The sequence below is a fragment of the Shimazuella sp. NTD250 genome (assembly GCF_059510375.1).
Genome location: NZ_JCAJZS010000003.1, coordinates 26,189 through 41,138, shown reverse-complemented (window position 1 = coordinate 41,138; position 14,950 = coordinate 26,189). Strand labels below are relative to the sequence as shown.

At 39.0% G+C, this 14,950-nt stretch carries 15 protein-coding genes; 3 read left to right on the top strand and 12 right to left on the bottom strand.

The window, feature by feature from the left end; genetic code table 11:
- Positions 1-92 precede the first annotated feature (92 nt).
- The 4 genes from AC5WOF_RS08235 to AC5WOF_RS08220 all read right to left on the bottom strand — a co-directional run bounded on the left by AC5WOF_RS08235 (position 93) and on the right by AC5WOF_RS08220 (position 3,398).
- The gene (locus tag AC5WOF_RS08235) at positions 93-515 is read right to left on the bottom strand and encodes a DUF6678 family protein (RefSeq protein ID WP_496049484.1); all 423 of its coding nucleotides are present in this window, start codon (positions 513-515) and stop codon (positions 93-95) included.
- Between the two features lie 57 nt (positions 516-572).
- On the bottom strand, positions 573-890 hold the full coding sequence (locus tag AC5WOF_RS08230) for a hypothetical protein (RefSeq protein ID WP_496049483.1): 318 nt from the start codon (positions 888-890) through the stop codon (positions 573-575).
- A 236-nt stretch (positions 891-1,126) separates the two neighbouring features.
- Entirely contained in the window at positions 1,127-2,227 is a 1,101-nt protein-coding gene (locus AC5WOF_RS08225; protein WP_496049482.1) for a winged helix-turn-helix transcriptional regulator, read from the bottom strand.
- Positions 2,228-2,363: 136 nt separating this feature from the next.
- Entirely contained in the window at positions 2,364-3,398 is a 1,035-nt protein-coding gene (locus AC5WOF_RS08220; RefSeq protein WP_496049481.1) for a M23 family metallopeptidase, read from the bottom strand.
- Positions 3,399-3,742: 344 nt separating this feature from the next.
- Here AC5WOF_RS08220 and AC5WOF_RS08215 point away from each other — a divergent pair, with 344 nt between their 5' ends.
- Positions 3,743-4,747 carry a C40 family peptidase gene (locus AC5WOF_RS08215; RefSeq protein ID WP_496049480.1) on the top strand — a complete coding sequence of 335 codons (1,005 nt, stop codon included), beginning with the start codon at positions 3,743-3,745 and terminating at the stop codon, positions 4,745-4,747.
- Positions 4,748-4,836: 89 nt separating this feature from the next.
- On the opposite strand, the gene AC5WOF_RS08210 is transcribed toward AC5WOF_RS08215, so the two are convergent.
- Positions 4,837-5,541, bottom strand: a complete 705-nt coding sequence (locus AC5WOF_RS08210; protein ID WP_496049479.1) for a hypothetical protein — start codon at positions 5,539-5,541, stop codon at positions 4,837-4,839.
- Between the two features lie 291 nt (positions 5,542-5,832).
- On the opposite strand from AC5WOF_RS08210, the gene AC5WOF_RS08205 reads away from it, so the two are divergent.
- On the top strand, positions 5,833-7,269 hold the full coding sequence (locus AC5WOF_RS08205; RefSeq protein ID WP_496049478.1) for an NAD(P)/FAD-dependent oxidoreductase: 1,437 nt from the start codon (positions 5,833-5,835) through the stop codon (positions 7,267-7,269).
- Between the two features lie 35 nt (positions 7,270-7,304).
- Here the strand turns inward: AC5WOF_RS08205 and AC5WOF_RS08200 are convergent, their stop codons facing one another.
- Positions 7,305-7,841 carry a hypothetical protein gene (locus tag AC5WOF_RS08200; RefSeq protein ID WP_496049477.1) on the bottom strand — a complete coding sequence of 179 codons (537 nt, stop codon included), beginning with the start codon at positions 7,839-7,841 and terminating at the stop codon, positions 7,305-7,307.
- A gap of 88 nt (positions 7,842-7,929) precedes the next feature.
- Here AC5WOF_RS08200 and AC5WOF_RS08195 point away from each other — a divergent pair, with 88 nt between their 5' ends.
- Positions 7,930-8,550, top strand: coding sequence for a TetR/AcrR family transcriptional regulator (locus tag AC5WOF_RS08195; protein WP_496049476.1), 621 nt, complete (start codon positions 7,930-7,932; stop codon positions 8,548-8,550).
- Between the two features lie 149 nt (positions 8,551-8,699).
- Here AC5WOF_RS08195 and AC5WOF_RS08190 read toward each other — a convergent pair whose 3' ends face one another.
- The 6 genes from AC5WOF_RS08190 to mtnK form a co-directional block, all read right to left on the bottom strand.
- Positions 8,700-8,951, bottom strand: a complete 252-nt coding sequence (locus AC5WOF_RS08190; protein ID WP_496049475.1) for a hypothetical protein — start codon at positions 8,949-8,951, stop codon at positions 8,700-8,702.
- Positions 8,952-9,027: 76 nt separating this feature from the next.
- Positions 9,028-9,993 (bottom strand): ABC transporter permease, encoded by a 966-nt coding sequence (locus tag AC5WOF_RS08185; RefSeq protein ID WP_496049950.1) that lies wholly within the window; start codon positions 9,991-9,993, stop codon positions 9,028-9,030.
- 31 nt (positions 9,994-10,024) lie between these two features.
- Positions 10,025-11,542: a sugar ABC transporter ATP-binding protein gene (locus AC5WOF_RS08180; RefSeq protein WP_496049474.1), complete on the bottom strand. Its 1,518-nt coding sequence runs from the start codon at positions 11,540-11,542 to the stop codon at positions 10,025-10,027.
- A complete protein-coding gene (locus tag AC5WOF_RS08175; RefSeq protein WP_496049473.1) occupies positions 11,539-12,651 on the bottom strand; it encodes a sugar ABC transporter substrate-binding protein in 1,113 nt (370 codons plus the stop codon). The genes AC5WOF_RS08180 and AC5WOF_RS08175 overlap by 4 nt, the downstream gene beginning before the upstream one ends.
- Positions 12,648-13,715 carry an S-methyl-5-thioribose-1-phosphate isomerase gene (gene mtnA / locus AC5WOF_RS08170; protein ID WP_496049472.1) on the bottom strand — a complete coding sequence of 356 codons (1,068 nt, stop codon included), beginning with the start codon at positions 13,713-13,715 and terminating at the stop codon, positions 12,648-12,650. Before mtnA ends, AC5WOF_RS08175 begins: the two co-directional genes overlap by 4 nt.
- Positions 13,712-14,929, bottom strand: a complete 1,218-nt coding sequence (mtnK, locus tag AC5WOF_RS08165; RefSeq protein ID WP_496049471.1) for an S-methyl-5-thioribose kinase — start codon at positions 14,927-14,929, stop codon at positions 13,712-13,714. Before mtnK ends, mtnA begins: the two co-directional genes overlap by 4 nt.
- Between the last annotated feature and the right edge of the window lie 21 nt (positions 14,930-14,950).

Sequence of the window (14,950 nt, the reverse complement as noted above, 5' to 3'; positions counted from 1 at the left end):
AACAATATCGATTCTCTCAAAAACGGAAATAGTCAATAATTATTAAATTTTTTGTCATTCTTAGGCAAAAAAAGAAAAGCATCCTATCCTCTTCAATAATCATCATGAAATATGTTGGTATGTTTTACATATCCATATATAAAAACGGATTCCTGTTTTACAACAAACGGAATCCTCCATTTTCGTAATAGATGGATAAATTCTTCTATAATATCAATAATTTCACTTTCTAATGTTTTTTCCCTTTTTTTGATATATCGAGGTCTAACCCTTATCCATTCCACATGATAAAAAGGCTCAAGCCCTTCTACCCAATCCCCCCAATACCAGACATCTTGTTCAAAGTTTTCTGGATGAGGCTTATTTTCCAATACATATTTTACTTGATACGAAGGTGGAAAGGCCAATTCTTCTATTACGGATTTCTGTAATCTTTCCCACTTGGTACGATTGAGAACCGAAGTTAGTTGTTTTTCTATAATGACAGCTTGAACACGCTGCTTTAATTCGCGCATTATATATTCCCCCAATAAAAAAACGACTCGAAAAGAGTCATCGGAAGGTTACATCTATTAACTTATTTTGCTCAATTTCTTTTCCAGTAGATAAATTCGTCCCTTTAATGCGTCGATTTCTCTTCTAATCAGTTCCTTATCGCTCACCATTTCATTGGTAATCTCCACAACATCTTCATACAAAATATTTTTGACTTCCTGAAACCCTTCGCTTGTGTCATCATGCAATTTGGTAATACATTCTTCTACGTTCGTGAAACGAGTCTTCGAATCTTGTCTCAAAGTACTCATTTCTTGTGAAATTCGATTCTCCAATTTGCTTAATTCCGACAGGAAGCTGCTCTGAATTGCCTCTAGTAGTTGCTCATTATCCAAAAAAAGCACCCCTAAGCTATTTCGTTAATGCCTATTGTATATTTGCAGAATATGTAACGCAAGTCCTTTATCTCCTTCTTCTGTATACATGTCTATTTGTATAGAACATGGTTTGCCCTCTGGTGATCATATATCCTTGACACAGGATGGATTCACCAGAGGGCAATCTTCTCCCTGATCCAGTAGGATTTGCGGGAGGAGAACGTTCAAGCGTATACAGATGACATTCATAATAACTACATCCGATGATGCTTGATCTTTAGCGCGGTATCCACTCCACGACGAGTTAGCATGTAGTAAGGAAGGTTGTTATGAATAGTCTTTCTTACCAACATCACCGCAAGCAAGTTATCAAACATCGGAATCGAGATGCCTTTCACTTGGGATTCTTCCACCCAAGCATTCCCCGATTTGTACAGTTGCAACAGCATCAGAAGAGCTCGCTCAAAAGCGTTGGGCTGCTTGATACTCTTCTCATCTTCCTGTTCAAGCAGAAGAGAGTAGAACATCTCCTGGCCGTCGATTTTTTCAGCGATAACTTTGCCTTGATTCTTCAGTTTTCGAAGAATTTTTCGGATGTTATCGACAGTCCCATAACCCATTTTATCATGAAGTTCACTTGCGCTCTGACACGGGGCCATTCTGAGCAACCCCAAGATGTCCCCCTCAGTAGTAGGAGCTCCTTCAAGTGACTCAGTTACGAGAGCGTAATGGAACTTTTGCGAACTTCTCACCCAAATCACTGCTTCTGCCTTCTTCAGATGCTTAATGGGCACCTCGAGTTGATACAGTGAAAGATTTAGTTTTTCACTGAGTTCTTCCAACGTGCACCACGGATCAGATGCTAGAACACACAAGATTTCATTTTCTCTAGTGGGATCTTCATCCAGCAACTCAGATGGTAGAGCATACAGACGGAAGCCTCTTGGGCCTTCCACTGAAATCACTGCTTTCTTTTTCTCCAGCTCTCTCAGTTTCTTATAAATTGCAACCAGATGAAAGTCTAGATTTTCACCTAGCTCAACTGCACTCACCCAAGGCATCGTTTTTAGCAGATTCAAGATGTAGTCCTCCATACTTGGAGGCACATCAATAGAATGTGAAACTAGTGCAAAGTAGCGAGTTCTACTTCTATGAGTTCTTCCTGGTCCTTTCACTGAATGAACTGCTTTCTTTTTCTCCAGTTCTTTCAGTGCCTTTCGAATGTTAGATGGATCCTGCTTGAGTTTTTCAGCCAGTTGTATCGCACTCAGCCTAAAATCCGCTTCCAGCCTACGCATAATCGATTTCTGTAGTTTTGAGAACCTGATTACTGTACCTGTGGTTTGCTCACTCATGATGGAAAATCCTTATTCTCGTTAGGAGCGAATGACAGAAAGACAAACTCTATTTAATTATATCAATTTTTTAAATCTATAGTAATTGTCATTTTAATTCACAGTTTATTTTGTGAATTTGATATCACGTAATCATTCATCCATTAAATACTGTCTCCAATATCATACGTCGTTCGGCTAATGTATACTTGCTCCAAATCCATTGACCATAAACGAGAATATCCAAATGCAGGTGTAGTCCTTGTTTATTGTGCAACGCTCCATCACTTGTCCCTGAATTCCCTACATAGCCAACTATGTCTCCAGCTTTTACATGAGTACCGACTGTAATGCTTTTTGGAATTTTGCTCAAGTGACAGTATCGCGCCATCACTCCATTTTCAAACTGAATCCATACCGTTCTTCCTCGCAATTTATCAAGAATACTAGTTGGTGTCTGCCCATTATTTTGTGCGCTTTTTGCTAACAAACGATTTCTTTCCTGTGGCTTCATCTCGTGGTAATGTTGATCAGAACGAACTACTATCCCAGTTCCCATTGACCGTACAGGAGTATTCAGATCAATGGTTTTTCCAGTTCCAAAAGTATACCAGTCTAATCCTTCATGAATCCCGTGTCGGTAGCTACGCAGTGCTCCTGGAAGTGAAGAATCTACTGTACTCACATGTGCACTTGGTATAGGTGAACGCAAAAAAGACAGATATGTTGCAAGTTGTGAAGCTGAGAGAGTCAATTTCTTGTTTGGATGACTCACAGGTTCACTGGATTGTGCTACTATTTTTTTTGAGATTTCTTCTGGTAGATAACAAGTTTTATTTTGAAATAAAACTGGATTTTCAATATGTTCATATATTCCATCATGCAAGAGGACTGTTATATTTGGTTCCATTTGATAATCGTGTTTTCCTATTTCCATCCTGCAATTCTCTTGGATGCTATCCACCTTCCCTTTCACAACCCCTTTTTGCATCAAATCATCCAGAGCATAATAAGTACGCTGTCCCACTATTTTCTTTGGAATCTCATGCATTATTGCAGTAAATCGAAAGGTTTGTTTGGTATTATTTTGTTTGAACGAAAATGGAATCACCCATGAACCAATTTCTTCATATGAAATAAAGACAATAATCACAAGTACAGTAAGTAAAAAACAAGAAAATATTTTCTTCATGTGTCCCCTCTTGATTTCCAAAATTTAGAATCTATTTTACCATAATGAATTGGTAAATTTCACAAATAGAAAGCGGGCAGCACTTGGCTGCCCACTTTCTTATTGTTTCTAACGCATGGAAATATATACATTCAATCCGTTTAAATATAAAAATAAGTCATTTATGAATTGTCAGTTTTGCGAAACCTTTTTAGATTTCATCGTCATTTTCTTAAAGACATGGTATACTCGTGTTACTTCTGATTTTCCAGCAAAAAAGGCAGTCTTTATCTTATTTGCGAAAGATTGGAAAATAATTGAAATATGAAGCGGAAAATCAGCCTATTCCAAATAAGGAGTTTGACATGCTGAAACGTAACCACAAAACAAAGATGTACTATTTATGTAGTGCGGTAATAGCTCTCACGTTAGCCGTTAACCCTTTTTTGGCTAATAACAGTTATGCAGCGCCATCTACTACTACAAAAGCAAAAGTAGAACAAGCTTTAAATCAGTACGAAGCTGCGAAAAAAGAATATGATAAAATTCAAAAGGAAATCGCATCTTCAGATAAACGTCTGAATGATACTTTCCAACAATTGACCAAATTGAACCAAGAACAGGATCAAACCAAAAAGCGCTTGGATTCCGTGTTGGTTCGCCTTTATACTTCTGGGCACAACAATATGGAAGTGCAATTACTCGCTTCTACATCTTTTTCTGAATTTCTAAGTCGTTTAGAAGGTATTCGCTTATTGATGGAAAATGACTATCAGATTTATCAAAAGTATAAAGAACAAGCAGAAGCGATTCAGAAAAATCAAGCAGCTATTAAACAAGAAGCAGCTAACTCCAAACAATTACTCGATGATGCAGAAAAAAAGATGAAACAATTACAAGCTGAGTACAAAGCTTTACAAAAAAAGTTCAAAAGTGAACAGTTAAAAGCATTGGCAAAAAAATCAGGTGTCAGTATCAGTGATCCTGGAAAACTATCCGATACATCATGGATCAACAGAGCAAGAGCAATGATCGGTAAAGTCAACTATGTGTTCGGTGCGGAAAGTTATCCTAATTTTGACTGCTCTGGCTGGGTACAGTATGTATTTCGTGAGTATAGAGGTATTAATATACCAAGAACCTCAGGTGCTCAATCCCAAGTAGGTACTTCCGTCTCCCGAAGCAATCTCCAACCCGGGGACCTCATTTTCTTACAAGGAACCTATAAATCTGGTGTCTCTCACGTTGGAATTTACTTAGGTGACGGATTATATATCTCCAATGAAAATGAAAAAAATGATCTGCAAATCGATTCCTTAAACAATTCATACTCCCAAACCCATTATTGGGGTGCAAAGCGAGTAAATTAAATATCCATAAAAAAGCAGTCTCCCGACAACACTTCCTCATGTTGTCGGGAGTTTTTTCACCTTTGAAGGTGGTACACATCACGTTCCTCTTAAAATTCCGAGATATCCCGAAATGTCTTCCACCGATTTGTGGTGATCTTCAAAACCGATCTATCAAGAGGTTGATCGATGCGCGAAATAAGCGTTTTTCCTGTCCTGTTCCAGATATGGTAACCAACGGCTTGGGGCAAGTCAGTACCACCGACACGAACGGAGGCTGAACTACCGATAGCGACCGCGTAATAGGCATCTCGGTAGTAGTCATACCACTCACTACCTATAGTATAGTTTTCTGCATGCAACGAAAGGAATACTTCAATCAGACCTAAGTTTTCACAAGTCAGAAGTTCATCTTGGTAGCTCCCATCGAACAAATGAAAGGAACCTGCGAAAAAGTTACGAATCGCAAAATTCCCTCTTGCAGCGAAAGGCATGGGAGAAAGTCCGTCATGTTTCTGAGGAAACCGCAGTGCTCCTGACTCGCCTGTTCCCAAAAGGATCACGGGATCTAGAAATCCTTTGCTGTCAGATTTAAGTTGTTCCTTCTCGAACTTTCGCAGTACCTCACCAGGAAGTTCACTCTTCCTCAAGTATCGCGGATAACCGAGTTCACCAGTAATCCCATTCTCTGGACTCGATACTTCCACAAAAATATGAGGAAGAAGGCGACTCATTAGCTTGTTATACTCCATCCTGTTAGAAAGAAAGGCTTTCTCTTTTTCTCTGTGTAGCGCTTCCTTTTTGGATTTATCCATGAGTTACCAACCTTTAATTCGCTAATATAATTGTATCATTTTTCATATTGAATTGTTTGATAAAGAAACCAACCTGTTTAAAATTAGGTTACGCTTTTTATGTTCCCATTTCTTACTACATGGAATGAAAGTATTCTTTGATGATCACTAAAACTCTCTCCTTCTTATCTTTATAAAGAATTAAACATTACTTATTAATTTTTTTGATCTGGTAAATATTATTATTGATATATATAGTTGAATCGTGTACCTTATATAAGGTTTGCCTACTAAAACTTAGGGGGATTTGCTGTGAGTAATCGATTCGATGTAATCGTCGTAGGAGCAGGACCCGCTGGCATTTTTACTTGTTATGAACTCAGCTTAAAAATGCCAAACGCAAAGATACTATTGATAGATAAGGGGCATGATATTTACAAACGCAACTGTCCTATCCTCGAACATAAAATTCAAAAGTGCCCGCCTGCCACCCAGAAAAAAGAGTTTGCTGGCTGCTTGCCTGCTTGTTCCATCACGAATGGATTTGGAGGAGCTGGTGCTTACTCTGACGGAAAATTCAATATTACTAGTGAATTTGGCGGATGGATGACAGACTTTCTGCCCAATGATCAAGTAGTAGATTTGATTCGCTATGTTGATAAGATAAATCTGGAGCATGGGGCAACAGATACTATTACAGATCCTTTAACAGCAGAAGTTCGCGAAATTGAACGAAGAGGTGCTGCGGTTGGCCTTAAATTACTGCGTGCACAAGTACGTCACCTTGGAACCGAACAAAACCTCTCGATTTTAGCTAGTATTTTCCAATACCTCGAAACAAAAATAGAAATGCGATTTAAAATCGAAGTTGCTGACGTTGTGACCGAGAAAACCGATGGTAAACATACCATTACCGGTGTAGAACTAAAAGATGGTGCAACACTCTATGCAGACAAAGTGGTCATTGTACCCGGTCGTGATGGTTCCAAATGGCTTTCTACTATAATGAAGAAACGCCGCTTACAAATGTATTCCAATCAAGTAGATATCGGTGTTCGTGTGGAAACTTCGGACATTGTGATGAGTGAGATCAACAAACATCTCTATGAAGGCAAATTTATTTATAACACCTCAATCGGCACAAAGGTTCGTACATTCTGTAGTAATCCTTCGGGACACGTAGTAGTGGAAAATCACTCAGGTATCATGCTAGCTAATGGTCACTCTTATAAAGATCCGAACCTTGGTAGTGCCAACACTAACTTTGCATTACTCGTTTCCCATCAGTTTACAGAACCTTTCAATCAGCCAACAGAATATGCACACGAAATATCTCGATTGGCAAATCAATTGTCCAATGGAGGACTAATCATTCAGAAATATGGCGATATTCAAAAAAGTCGTCGTTCTACAGAAAAGCGAATCAAGGAAGGATTTATCGAACCAACCTTGAAAGAGGCAGTGCCAGGGGATCTTGGTTATGTATTACCTGCTCATACGCTGAATAGTTTGAAAGAAATGATGGAAGCACTCAATCATGTTACGCCTGGGATTGCTTCGGAACACACTCTCTTCTATGGTGTAGAGGCGAAATTTTACTCTGCACGTCCTAAGTTAAACGATCGTTTTGAATCAGAGATAGCAGGACTTTACCTTGGCGGTGATGGAGCAGGAATCACCCGCGGACTAGCTCAAGCAGGAGCATGTGGAGTATGGATTGCCCGAGATATTACAGAGAAAACAGCCTGATAGAAAAAAGAACGATCTCTACTAGATCGTTCTTTTTATGTTTCTTTCTTATCCTTTGGCCAAATCGTATAACTAAAACTCACCAAAAAATCAATTGCTAGTATGATAGACCATGTGTAAATGGTATAAGCAAATTGAATCGTTTTGCTTTCATTTCCAACAAACCAAATCATCCCAACTAATAAACCACAGCCAATCAACCAAGCCAGGGCATGTTTATACCATCCGATACGCTCACCGTAAGCATGAACACTGCCGTACATCTTTGTTTTTTGCGGCTTGGACCCATTGTTATAACGATATGCGAATTTTTGGTCTGCCCATACAATCATTGATTTACCATATACAATCGACACCCCAATGTAAATGGCTGCTAAACTATGAAAGAAGTTTGCCGTTGCACCGTTTTTCAAATCCAAAACTGTAATGACAATGATCGCCAAATCAATTACTGGAGTTGCCAAGAGTAAAAAACTTCCTAACGTTTTCTTCTGAAAAATATATCGGCAAATTAACCCACTTAATACAAACACCCAAAAAAGTACTTCTCCCGCTAAGATAACAAATGCCACCTATGACACCACCTTTTTTAATACATTTGTATTATATCTTTATAGTACAAATGTATCACAAAAATGCTCCTTGTGGTATACTCTCTTTATGCCTAAAAAAGTAGACCATGATATTCGTCGGAAGAAGGTAGCTGAAGCCGCTTGGAGAGTCATACAAAAAGAAGGCTTGGAAAGAGCTTCCGTACGAAATATATCGCAAGAAGCAAATATGTCACTCGGAGCTATGCGTCATTACTTTAAGAGTCAATCAGAGTTGTGGATTTTTTGCATGCAAATGATTATTGATCGAGTAACACAACGCCTTCAGGAGTTAGACATTCCTTCAGATACAGAACTAGCAATACTTGCTATGATTGATCAAGTATTGCCACTGGATGATGAACGAAGAGCAGAGAGTGAAGTATGGTTAGCCTTTATAAGTAAATCCCTAGCGGACCCAGACCTTCATCGATTGCGACAAGAAAGCCACGATTCTCTACACCAATTATTTCGTAGTCTGATCGATGCCCTAATAAAACAAGGAATCACTCTTGATAACTTAGACCCTGAGTTGGAAACGATGAGATTGCATGCTCTCATCGATGGTTTTGCAGTCCACGGAGTAACACAAAAAGAAAAAATCTCTGCAAAGGAAATGAAGAAGGTCATTCATCACCATATGAAGAGTTTGATACATCCACAAAAGAACAGACAATACGAAAAAGGCTGAATGTCCTTCCATCTTTTTCGATGTAATCCACATTTATACGAAATAATTTCGTGGTTAAATCGACTCCTAATTTTCGGAGAGCCCTCCAATCGTCTAACGGGAACGATAAAAAACAGCTTGTATCTTCATCAGATACAAGCTGTTTCATCCTACAAGAAGAAAAACAAGAACGGAATGAAGAAAAGAAAGGGTAAAAAGATAGGAAACAGTGGGCAAAACCACTGAGCTTTCGCTTTTCCATTCTTTTTCTTCACTTGCACAGGAATAAACACAATCCCTTTTTGATGTAATTCTTTAATCACGCCATAAATCACTTTGCCGTTTTTTAAAACTAGTTTCATTGGTTTACCGATGTGCTTCGTTCCCAATTTATGATGAGGTATATACTGTAAGGTTCTCAAAGTAGTACCTCCTCTCCTAAAGACTTCTATTATTATATGGAAGTCTACTAGGAAGAGAAACGGAATAAGCCCATTGCTATGATTCTTTTCTACTTTTATACATTAACGTTAAAGCACCAATCAAAATAGCACCTTTGACAATGTCTTGGGCATAATATGGAACATTGAGCATAGTTAATCCATTTAGAAGAATACCAATTAAAATGGAGCCAATGAATGTCCCTAATACGTTAGGTTTATTTGCCCCAAAAACAGAGTACCCGATCAATGCTGCAGCAACTGAATCCATCAACAGAGATGCACCAGCAGAAACTTGTCCAGTCCCGATACGTGATGCCAATACTATACCTGCAATACTAGCAAATAAACCACTTAAGGCATAAGCATAAGCTTTATACCGATTTACAGGAACTCCAGAAAGCCTTGCTGCTTCTTCGTTTCCACCTGTCACATACAACAGACGTCCAAACTTCGTATAGTTCAAACACAAATGAACTACTATCACAAAGAAAAACATCACAATTACCGGAAAGGGAACGGAAAAAATTTCACCTTGACCAATAAACAAAAAAGAAGGCAAAATTTTCCCTGGCGCTAGAGACCCATCTTGAAGCGGCATATTGTTATAGATGCTATATCCTTTTGTAATCGTCAAATGAAGACCGTTGACCATGTACATCATACCAAGTGTTGCTAACATATCTGGTAAACGAATTTTAACAATTAAAAATGCATTTATAAGTCCTACTAACAATCCAACTAACAGCGGCAGACAGATAGCAAGCACTGTTTCTTGACGATACCAAACCATCACAGCTGTACTAGTAATCGTAGCGAGACTCACGGTCGAACCTACGGATAAATCAAAACCTTTTACAATTAGAGATAGGGTAACCCCAATAGCCACTAGTGTAGTTATCGAAATAGAACGCAGTATATCTGTCCAATTTTTATACGTGAAAAATTCATCCGATAAAATACTAAAAAAAGCTATTATCAAGAGAATCGCGATGATTGTCCCATACTTGGTCAAAAAACGAATCCATCCATCTTTACTCTTCTTCGTTTTATTCTTAGGGAGATTCGCTATCTCGATGCTCTGTTCCATCCGAAATCCCTCCTGTTGCTAATGTCATGAGCTCTTCTAGTGTCGTTTCATTTGTCCTTCTCTCTGCAATAAATCTGCCATCATATAACACGAGTATTCGATCGGCAACTGTCAATAGTTCATTTAGCTCACTTGTAAAGTACAAAATACCCTTTTTCTCTTCTGCCAATTTGGAGATGATCGAAAAAACATCTACTTTCGCTCCAATGTCAATGCCTTTTGTCGGTTCATCAAAAAGGTAGATAGAAGCATCCGTATTCAACCACCTTCCAATGGATACCTTTTGTTGATTACCTCCACTGAGAAGCCCAACTGATTGTTTGGAAGAGGAAGTTCGAATACTTAATTGTTCAATCACTTTTTCTGCTAATAGTCGTTCTTTACGCCAATCTAGCCATCCTGCTCGGGTAATCTTATCGATATGTGGCAAGGAAAGATTTTGGTCTATCGGAAAATCAACCAATACCCCTTCTTTACGCCTCTCTTCTGGAATGAGACAAATTCCCGCTTCGATTGCTTTTTGTGGATGTTTTATTTTCCAAGGCTTTGCTTTAATCGTAACAAGACTATAACTTTGATCTTGCCCTGCTAGAGCTCTAGCAATCTCTGTTTTTCCTGCCCCTACTAAACCAGCTATACCTAAAACTTCCCCTTCGTGCAAAGTAAAAGTGACCGATTTATCTAGTTTAGGAACAAAAAATTGCTGAACTTTGAGCAAAGGAGTAGTCCTTTGTTGAGGTGTTTTCTCTTGAATTGCTAACAACTGTTTACCGAGCATTGCTTCTACAATTTGATCATCCGTTAATTCCGATACTTTACTTTGCAGCACGGTTCGTCCTTCTCGCAATACCGTTACTCGATCACAGATAGCACGAATTTCAGGCAAGCGGTGTGTTATAAAAACAATTCCTACTCCACTATCTTTTAAACGGCTCATGAGCTGAAACAATGCTTTTGTTTCTACTTCACTCAGTGGTGCAGTTGGTTCATCTAGAATAAGAAATTGCACATTTCTAGCCAATGCTTGGGCGATTACGATTTGCTGTTTTTCACTTAATCTGCATTCGGATACCAATCGATCCATGGAAATATTTAATCCAACTCGCTCTAGCCATTCTTTTGCTCGTTTTTTTCGCTTCTGTCTACTGAAAAATGCAGTACCTTGTACCAATTCATGTATACTCACGTTTTCCGCTACTGTAAGTTCAGGAAATAATGCTGTATCCACTTCCTGTACAACAATACCGATTCCAGCATCGATTGCTTGATGTGGAGAAGAGAGCGAAACCCGTCGCTCTCCTATCTTTATTTCTCCACTATCGCTTTGAAGTTGACCAGACAAAATTTTTACCAATGTACTCTTTCCAGCTCCATTCACTCCTAATAAAGCATGAATCTCACCTTTATGAACATTAAAATCTACTTTTTGGAGCACTTTATTCTCATGAAAAGATTTGACAATGCGTTTCATCTGGAGTGTCATTTTTTATTCGCCTCAACTAACTTGTCCATCCAAGGGGATGTAGCCGTTTTGGTAGCGCCCCACTCTGGGATGTATTTCCCTAATTGACCCATTGTTACAGCTTGACTAGGTAGATTCTTCTTTTCAACCAAATGAGGTTGTACACTAAATACTTGGGGAATAGTTTCTCCCGCTATTTTTTGATAGAGGAATCGAACTTGAATTTTCCCCATCTCCGATGGATCAGTTGCTGTTGATGCTACCCATGGACTGTTTTTCTGCTGGATTAACTGCAAATCCTCATCGCTTAAATCGATTCCATATACTTTGATTTCTGTTCTTCCTGCTTGTTGAATTGCTCTAGTAACTCCTTTTGCAAATTCATCCCAAGGAGCAAATACAGCGTCAATTTGACCTTTTGGATATTTTTGCAAAATAGCTTCCATCTGCGTTTGTGTATCAAGTGCAGTGTTATTAGAAGCATTTCCGAATTTAGCAATCTCTTTAATCTCTGGATAACGTTGTTTAAACGCGTTATAGATCACATTACGGTTTTCCATCGGAGCAAATCCGCCAACCCAAACGTAGACAATGTTCCCTTTTCCATTGAGGTCTTGCGCAAGGGTACGAAGGGAATTCCAAGCTAAGGAGTAGTCATCTTGATCGATAACGGTAACACCAGGGATGCGTAGATCACTATCAAAAGCAATGACTGGAATACCTGCTGCTATTGCTTTTTTTACACTTGGAAGGAGTGCGTCCGCACGACCATGATCCAACAATATACCATCCACTTTTTGACTTACTGCATTATCGATATAAGAGGCCATTTTCGCAAGATCATTATCAGCATTATATACTTGCACTTCTCCTCCAAATTGTTTTACTTGTGCTTGTACTCCTGCAATATATTGACTAGAAAACGTACCGATAGACAATTGCGATATAGCTGCTATTTTTAGAGGCTTTTTTAATTTTTCTGGGATTGCTGTGTTCTTACTTTGGCTGGTAGATGATGTAGAAACAGAATTATTATTCGTCGATTGGTTTACTTGGTTTTGTTCGTTAGAGCAAGCGGTCAATGCTAAGATCGAGATGAGTAGAAAAATAAGCCATTTCGTACGTTTCATGACACCGTCTCCTTTGTTATCTGCTCTATAAGATTGTCTAAGTTGTTCGGGGAGAAAATCCCTTGTTCGGTAATAATTGCCTTAATATAATCTGCTGGTGTAACATCAAACGCTGGATTGAAGACTTTGGTAGAAAGCGGTGCCAATAGTGCATCCCCAATTCGAGAGATTTCTTCGCCAGAGCGTTCTTCAATCGGTATATCCTTACCAGAAGCTGTATCTATATCAAATGTGGACAGCGGTGCTGCCACATAAAATGGTATATTCAAAGCTTTAGCTTGAATGGCAAGACCAAAAGTGCCTATTTTATTGGCAATATCACCATTTCTAGCAACCCGGTCACATCCAACTATCACTGCATCTATCCTTTTGGTTTGCATCGTGTGTGCAGCCATGCTGTCCGTAATCAATGTCACATCAATATCTGCTTGCTGCAATTCCCATGTTGTCAAACGTGCTCCTTGCAAAAGCGGTCGGGTTTCACATGCATAGATGTGAAGATTCCATCCTTGTTCTTTTGCTATATAAAAAGGAGCTAAAGCGGTGCCATATCTTGCTGTCGCTATACTACCCGCATTACAAATCGTCATGATATTTTGTTCGTCGGCAAACAATGTCAACCCATGTTCACCAATCTTTCGGCAAGTTGCTTCATCTTCCGCTTGGATTTTCAAAGCTTCCGCTTCCATCACTTGTTTTGCTTCGGAAACACTACTCACCTTTTCTGCTTGATTTGCAACGCGATCTAAAGCCCACTTCAGATTAATTGCAGTAGGACGTGAGCTTGCCAACTGAGACTTCGCGCGGCGCAGTGCATCGAGAAAGCTAGGAAAATCAGATGCTTTCCAGTCATTTGCCCATACTACAAGTCCAAAGGCCGCTGCTATGCCAATAGCTGGCGCACCTCTCACTTGTAGACGCTGAATGGCATGCCAAACATCATTGAGAGAAGAAAGTCGAACGTATTCCATTTTTTGTGGCAATAAACGCTGATCCAACAATGAGATATGATCTTTCTTATAAATTACGGATGTAACTCCCACTTTCTGCTCTACAACTGTCATGTTAACGATTCCTCCACCCAAGCGAGAAAAGTATGGATATCTTTTAACTTTCCTCTATTTTTAATCAATACAGCTCCTACAGTCAGTGCTTTTTGTTTTAAGTCAATTTGAACTGGTGCATCATCAATCGAATTTAGATCAGCAACTTGTGCCAGACCAATCGTTCTACGCACTACTTCACAACCTGCAAAACCGAGTGTATCTTGCCAAACTTTTTCAAGAAATGCTTCGGCTACACCATCAATGCTTGAAAAAGTAAAATGTCCTTTTCTCTTGCAAAGTTCTAAAAATTGAGTGGCAAACGTTTCCCATGTTTGCTTGCTTGTATCTAATAGATACTTGCGAAAAGCCTGCAAATCTTCCGTTTTTTGGAGGTGAGCTTCTTGAGAAATATAATTCAACAACAGATTAGCAAGGAAAGATCCTAGATCAAAACCAATAGGACCAACAAAAGCAAATTCTGGATCTATCACCTTAGTAGAATCTTTGGTAACGAAAATACTTCCGGAGTGGAGGTCACCATGAAGCAAAGCCTCAGCTTCTGTGAGGAATTGCAGTTTGAGTTTGGCTGCCTCTCGTTTTAACTCTTCATCTTGCCAAAACTTCACCACAAAAGGTCTTATTTCATCAGAAATCTCATTCGTATCATGATCAAAGAATGGATCAGTAAAAACGAGATCTTCCGTAATTTTACATAATTCTGGATTCAGGAAATCTTTAACCAAGGCTTTCTTGGTAAATGGATGTAAATAAAAATCACTAGTATGAAATAATGTTTGCGCAGTAAACGTACCAATATGTTTTCCGAGCTCAGGATACTGATTGCCAGCTATCCATCCAGAGCGAAGAATATCATGAGACGATAAATCTTCCATCACGGTATAAGCTAAGTCTTGATCATGATCATAAACAACGGGAACTAACTCAGGAACCACTTCTCCTGCTTTTTGCAAGGATAAGTATTCGATTTTTGCCCGATCTAATGTAAGAGGCCAACTCTCTCCTACTACTTTTGCATAAGGTAATGCTTGCTTTACAATCAAAGACTTACTTGTCTTTGGTTCTCGAAGGTGAAACACATAATTGAGATTTCCATCTCCAACCTCCGATACTTCCAATTGTTTTACATTTTCAAAATACTGGAGCTGTTCTACTACAGATCGAACCGTATCAACCGTTAGTGCTCGATACGAACGCTCCTGAGTTGTTGTCATCTATGACCTCTCCTTTTTTCT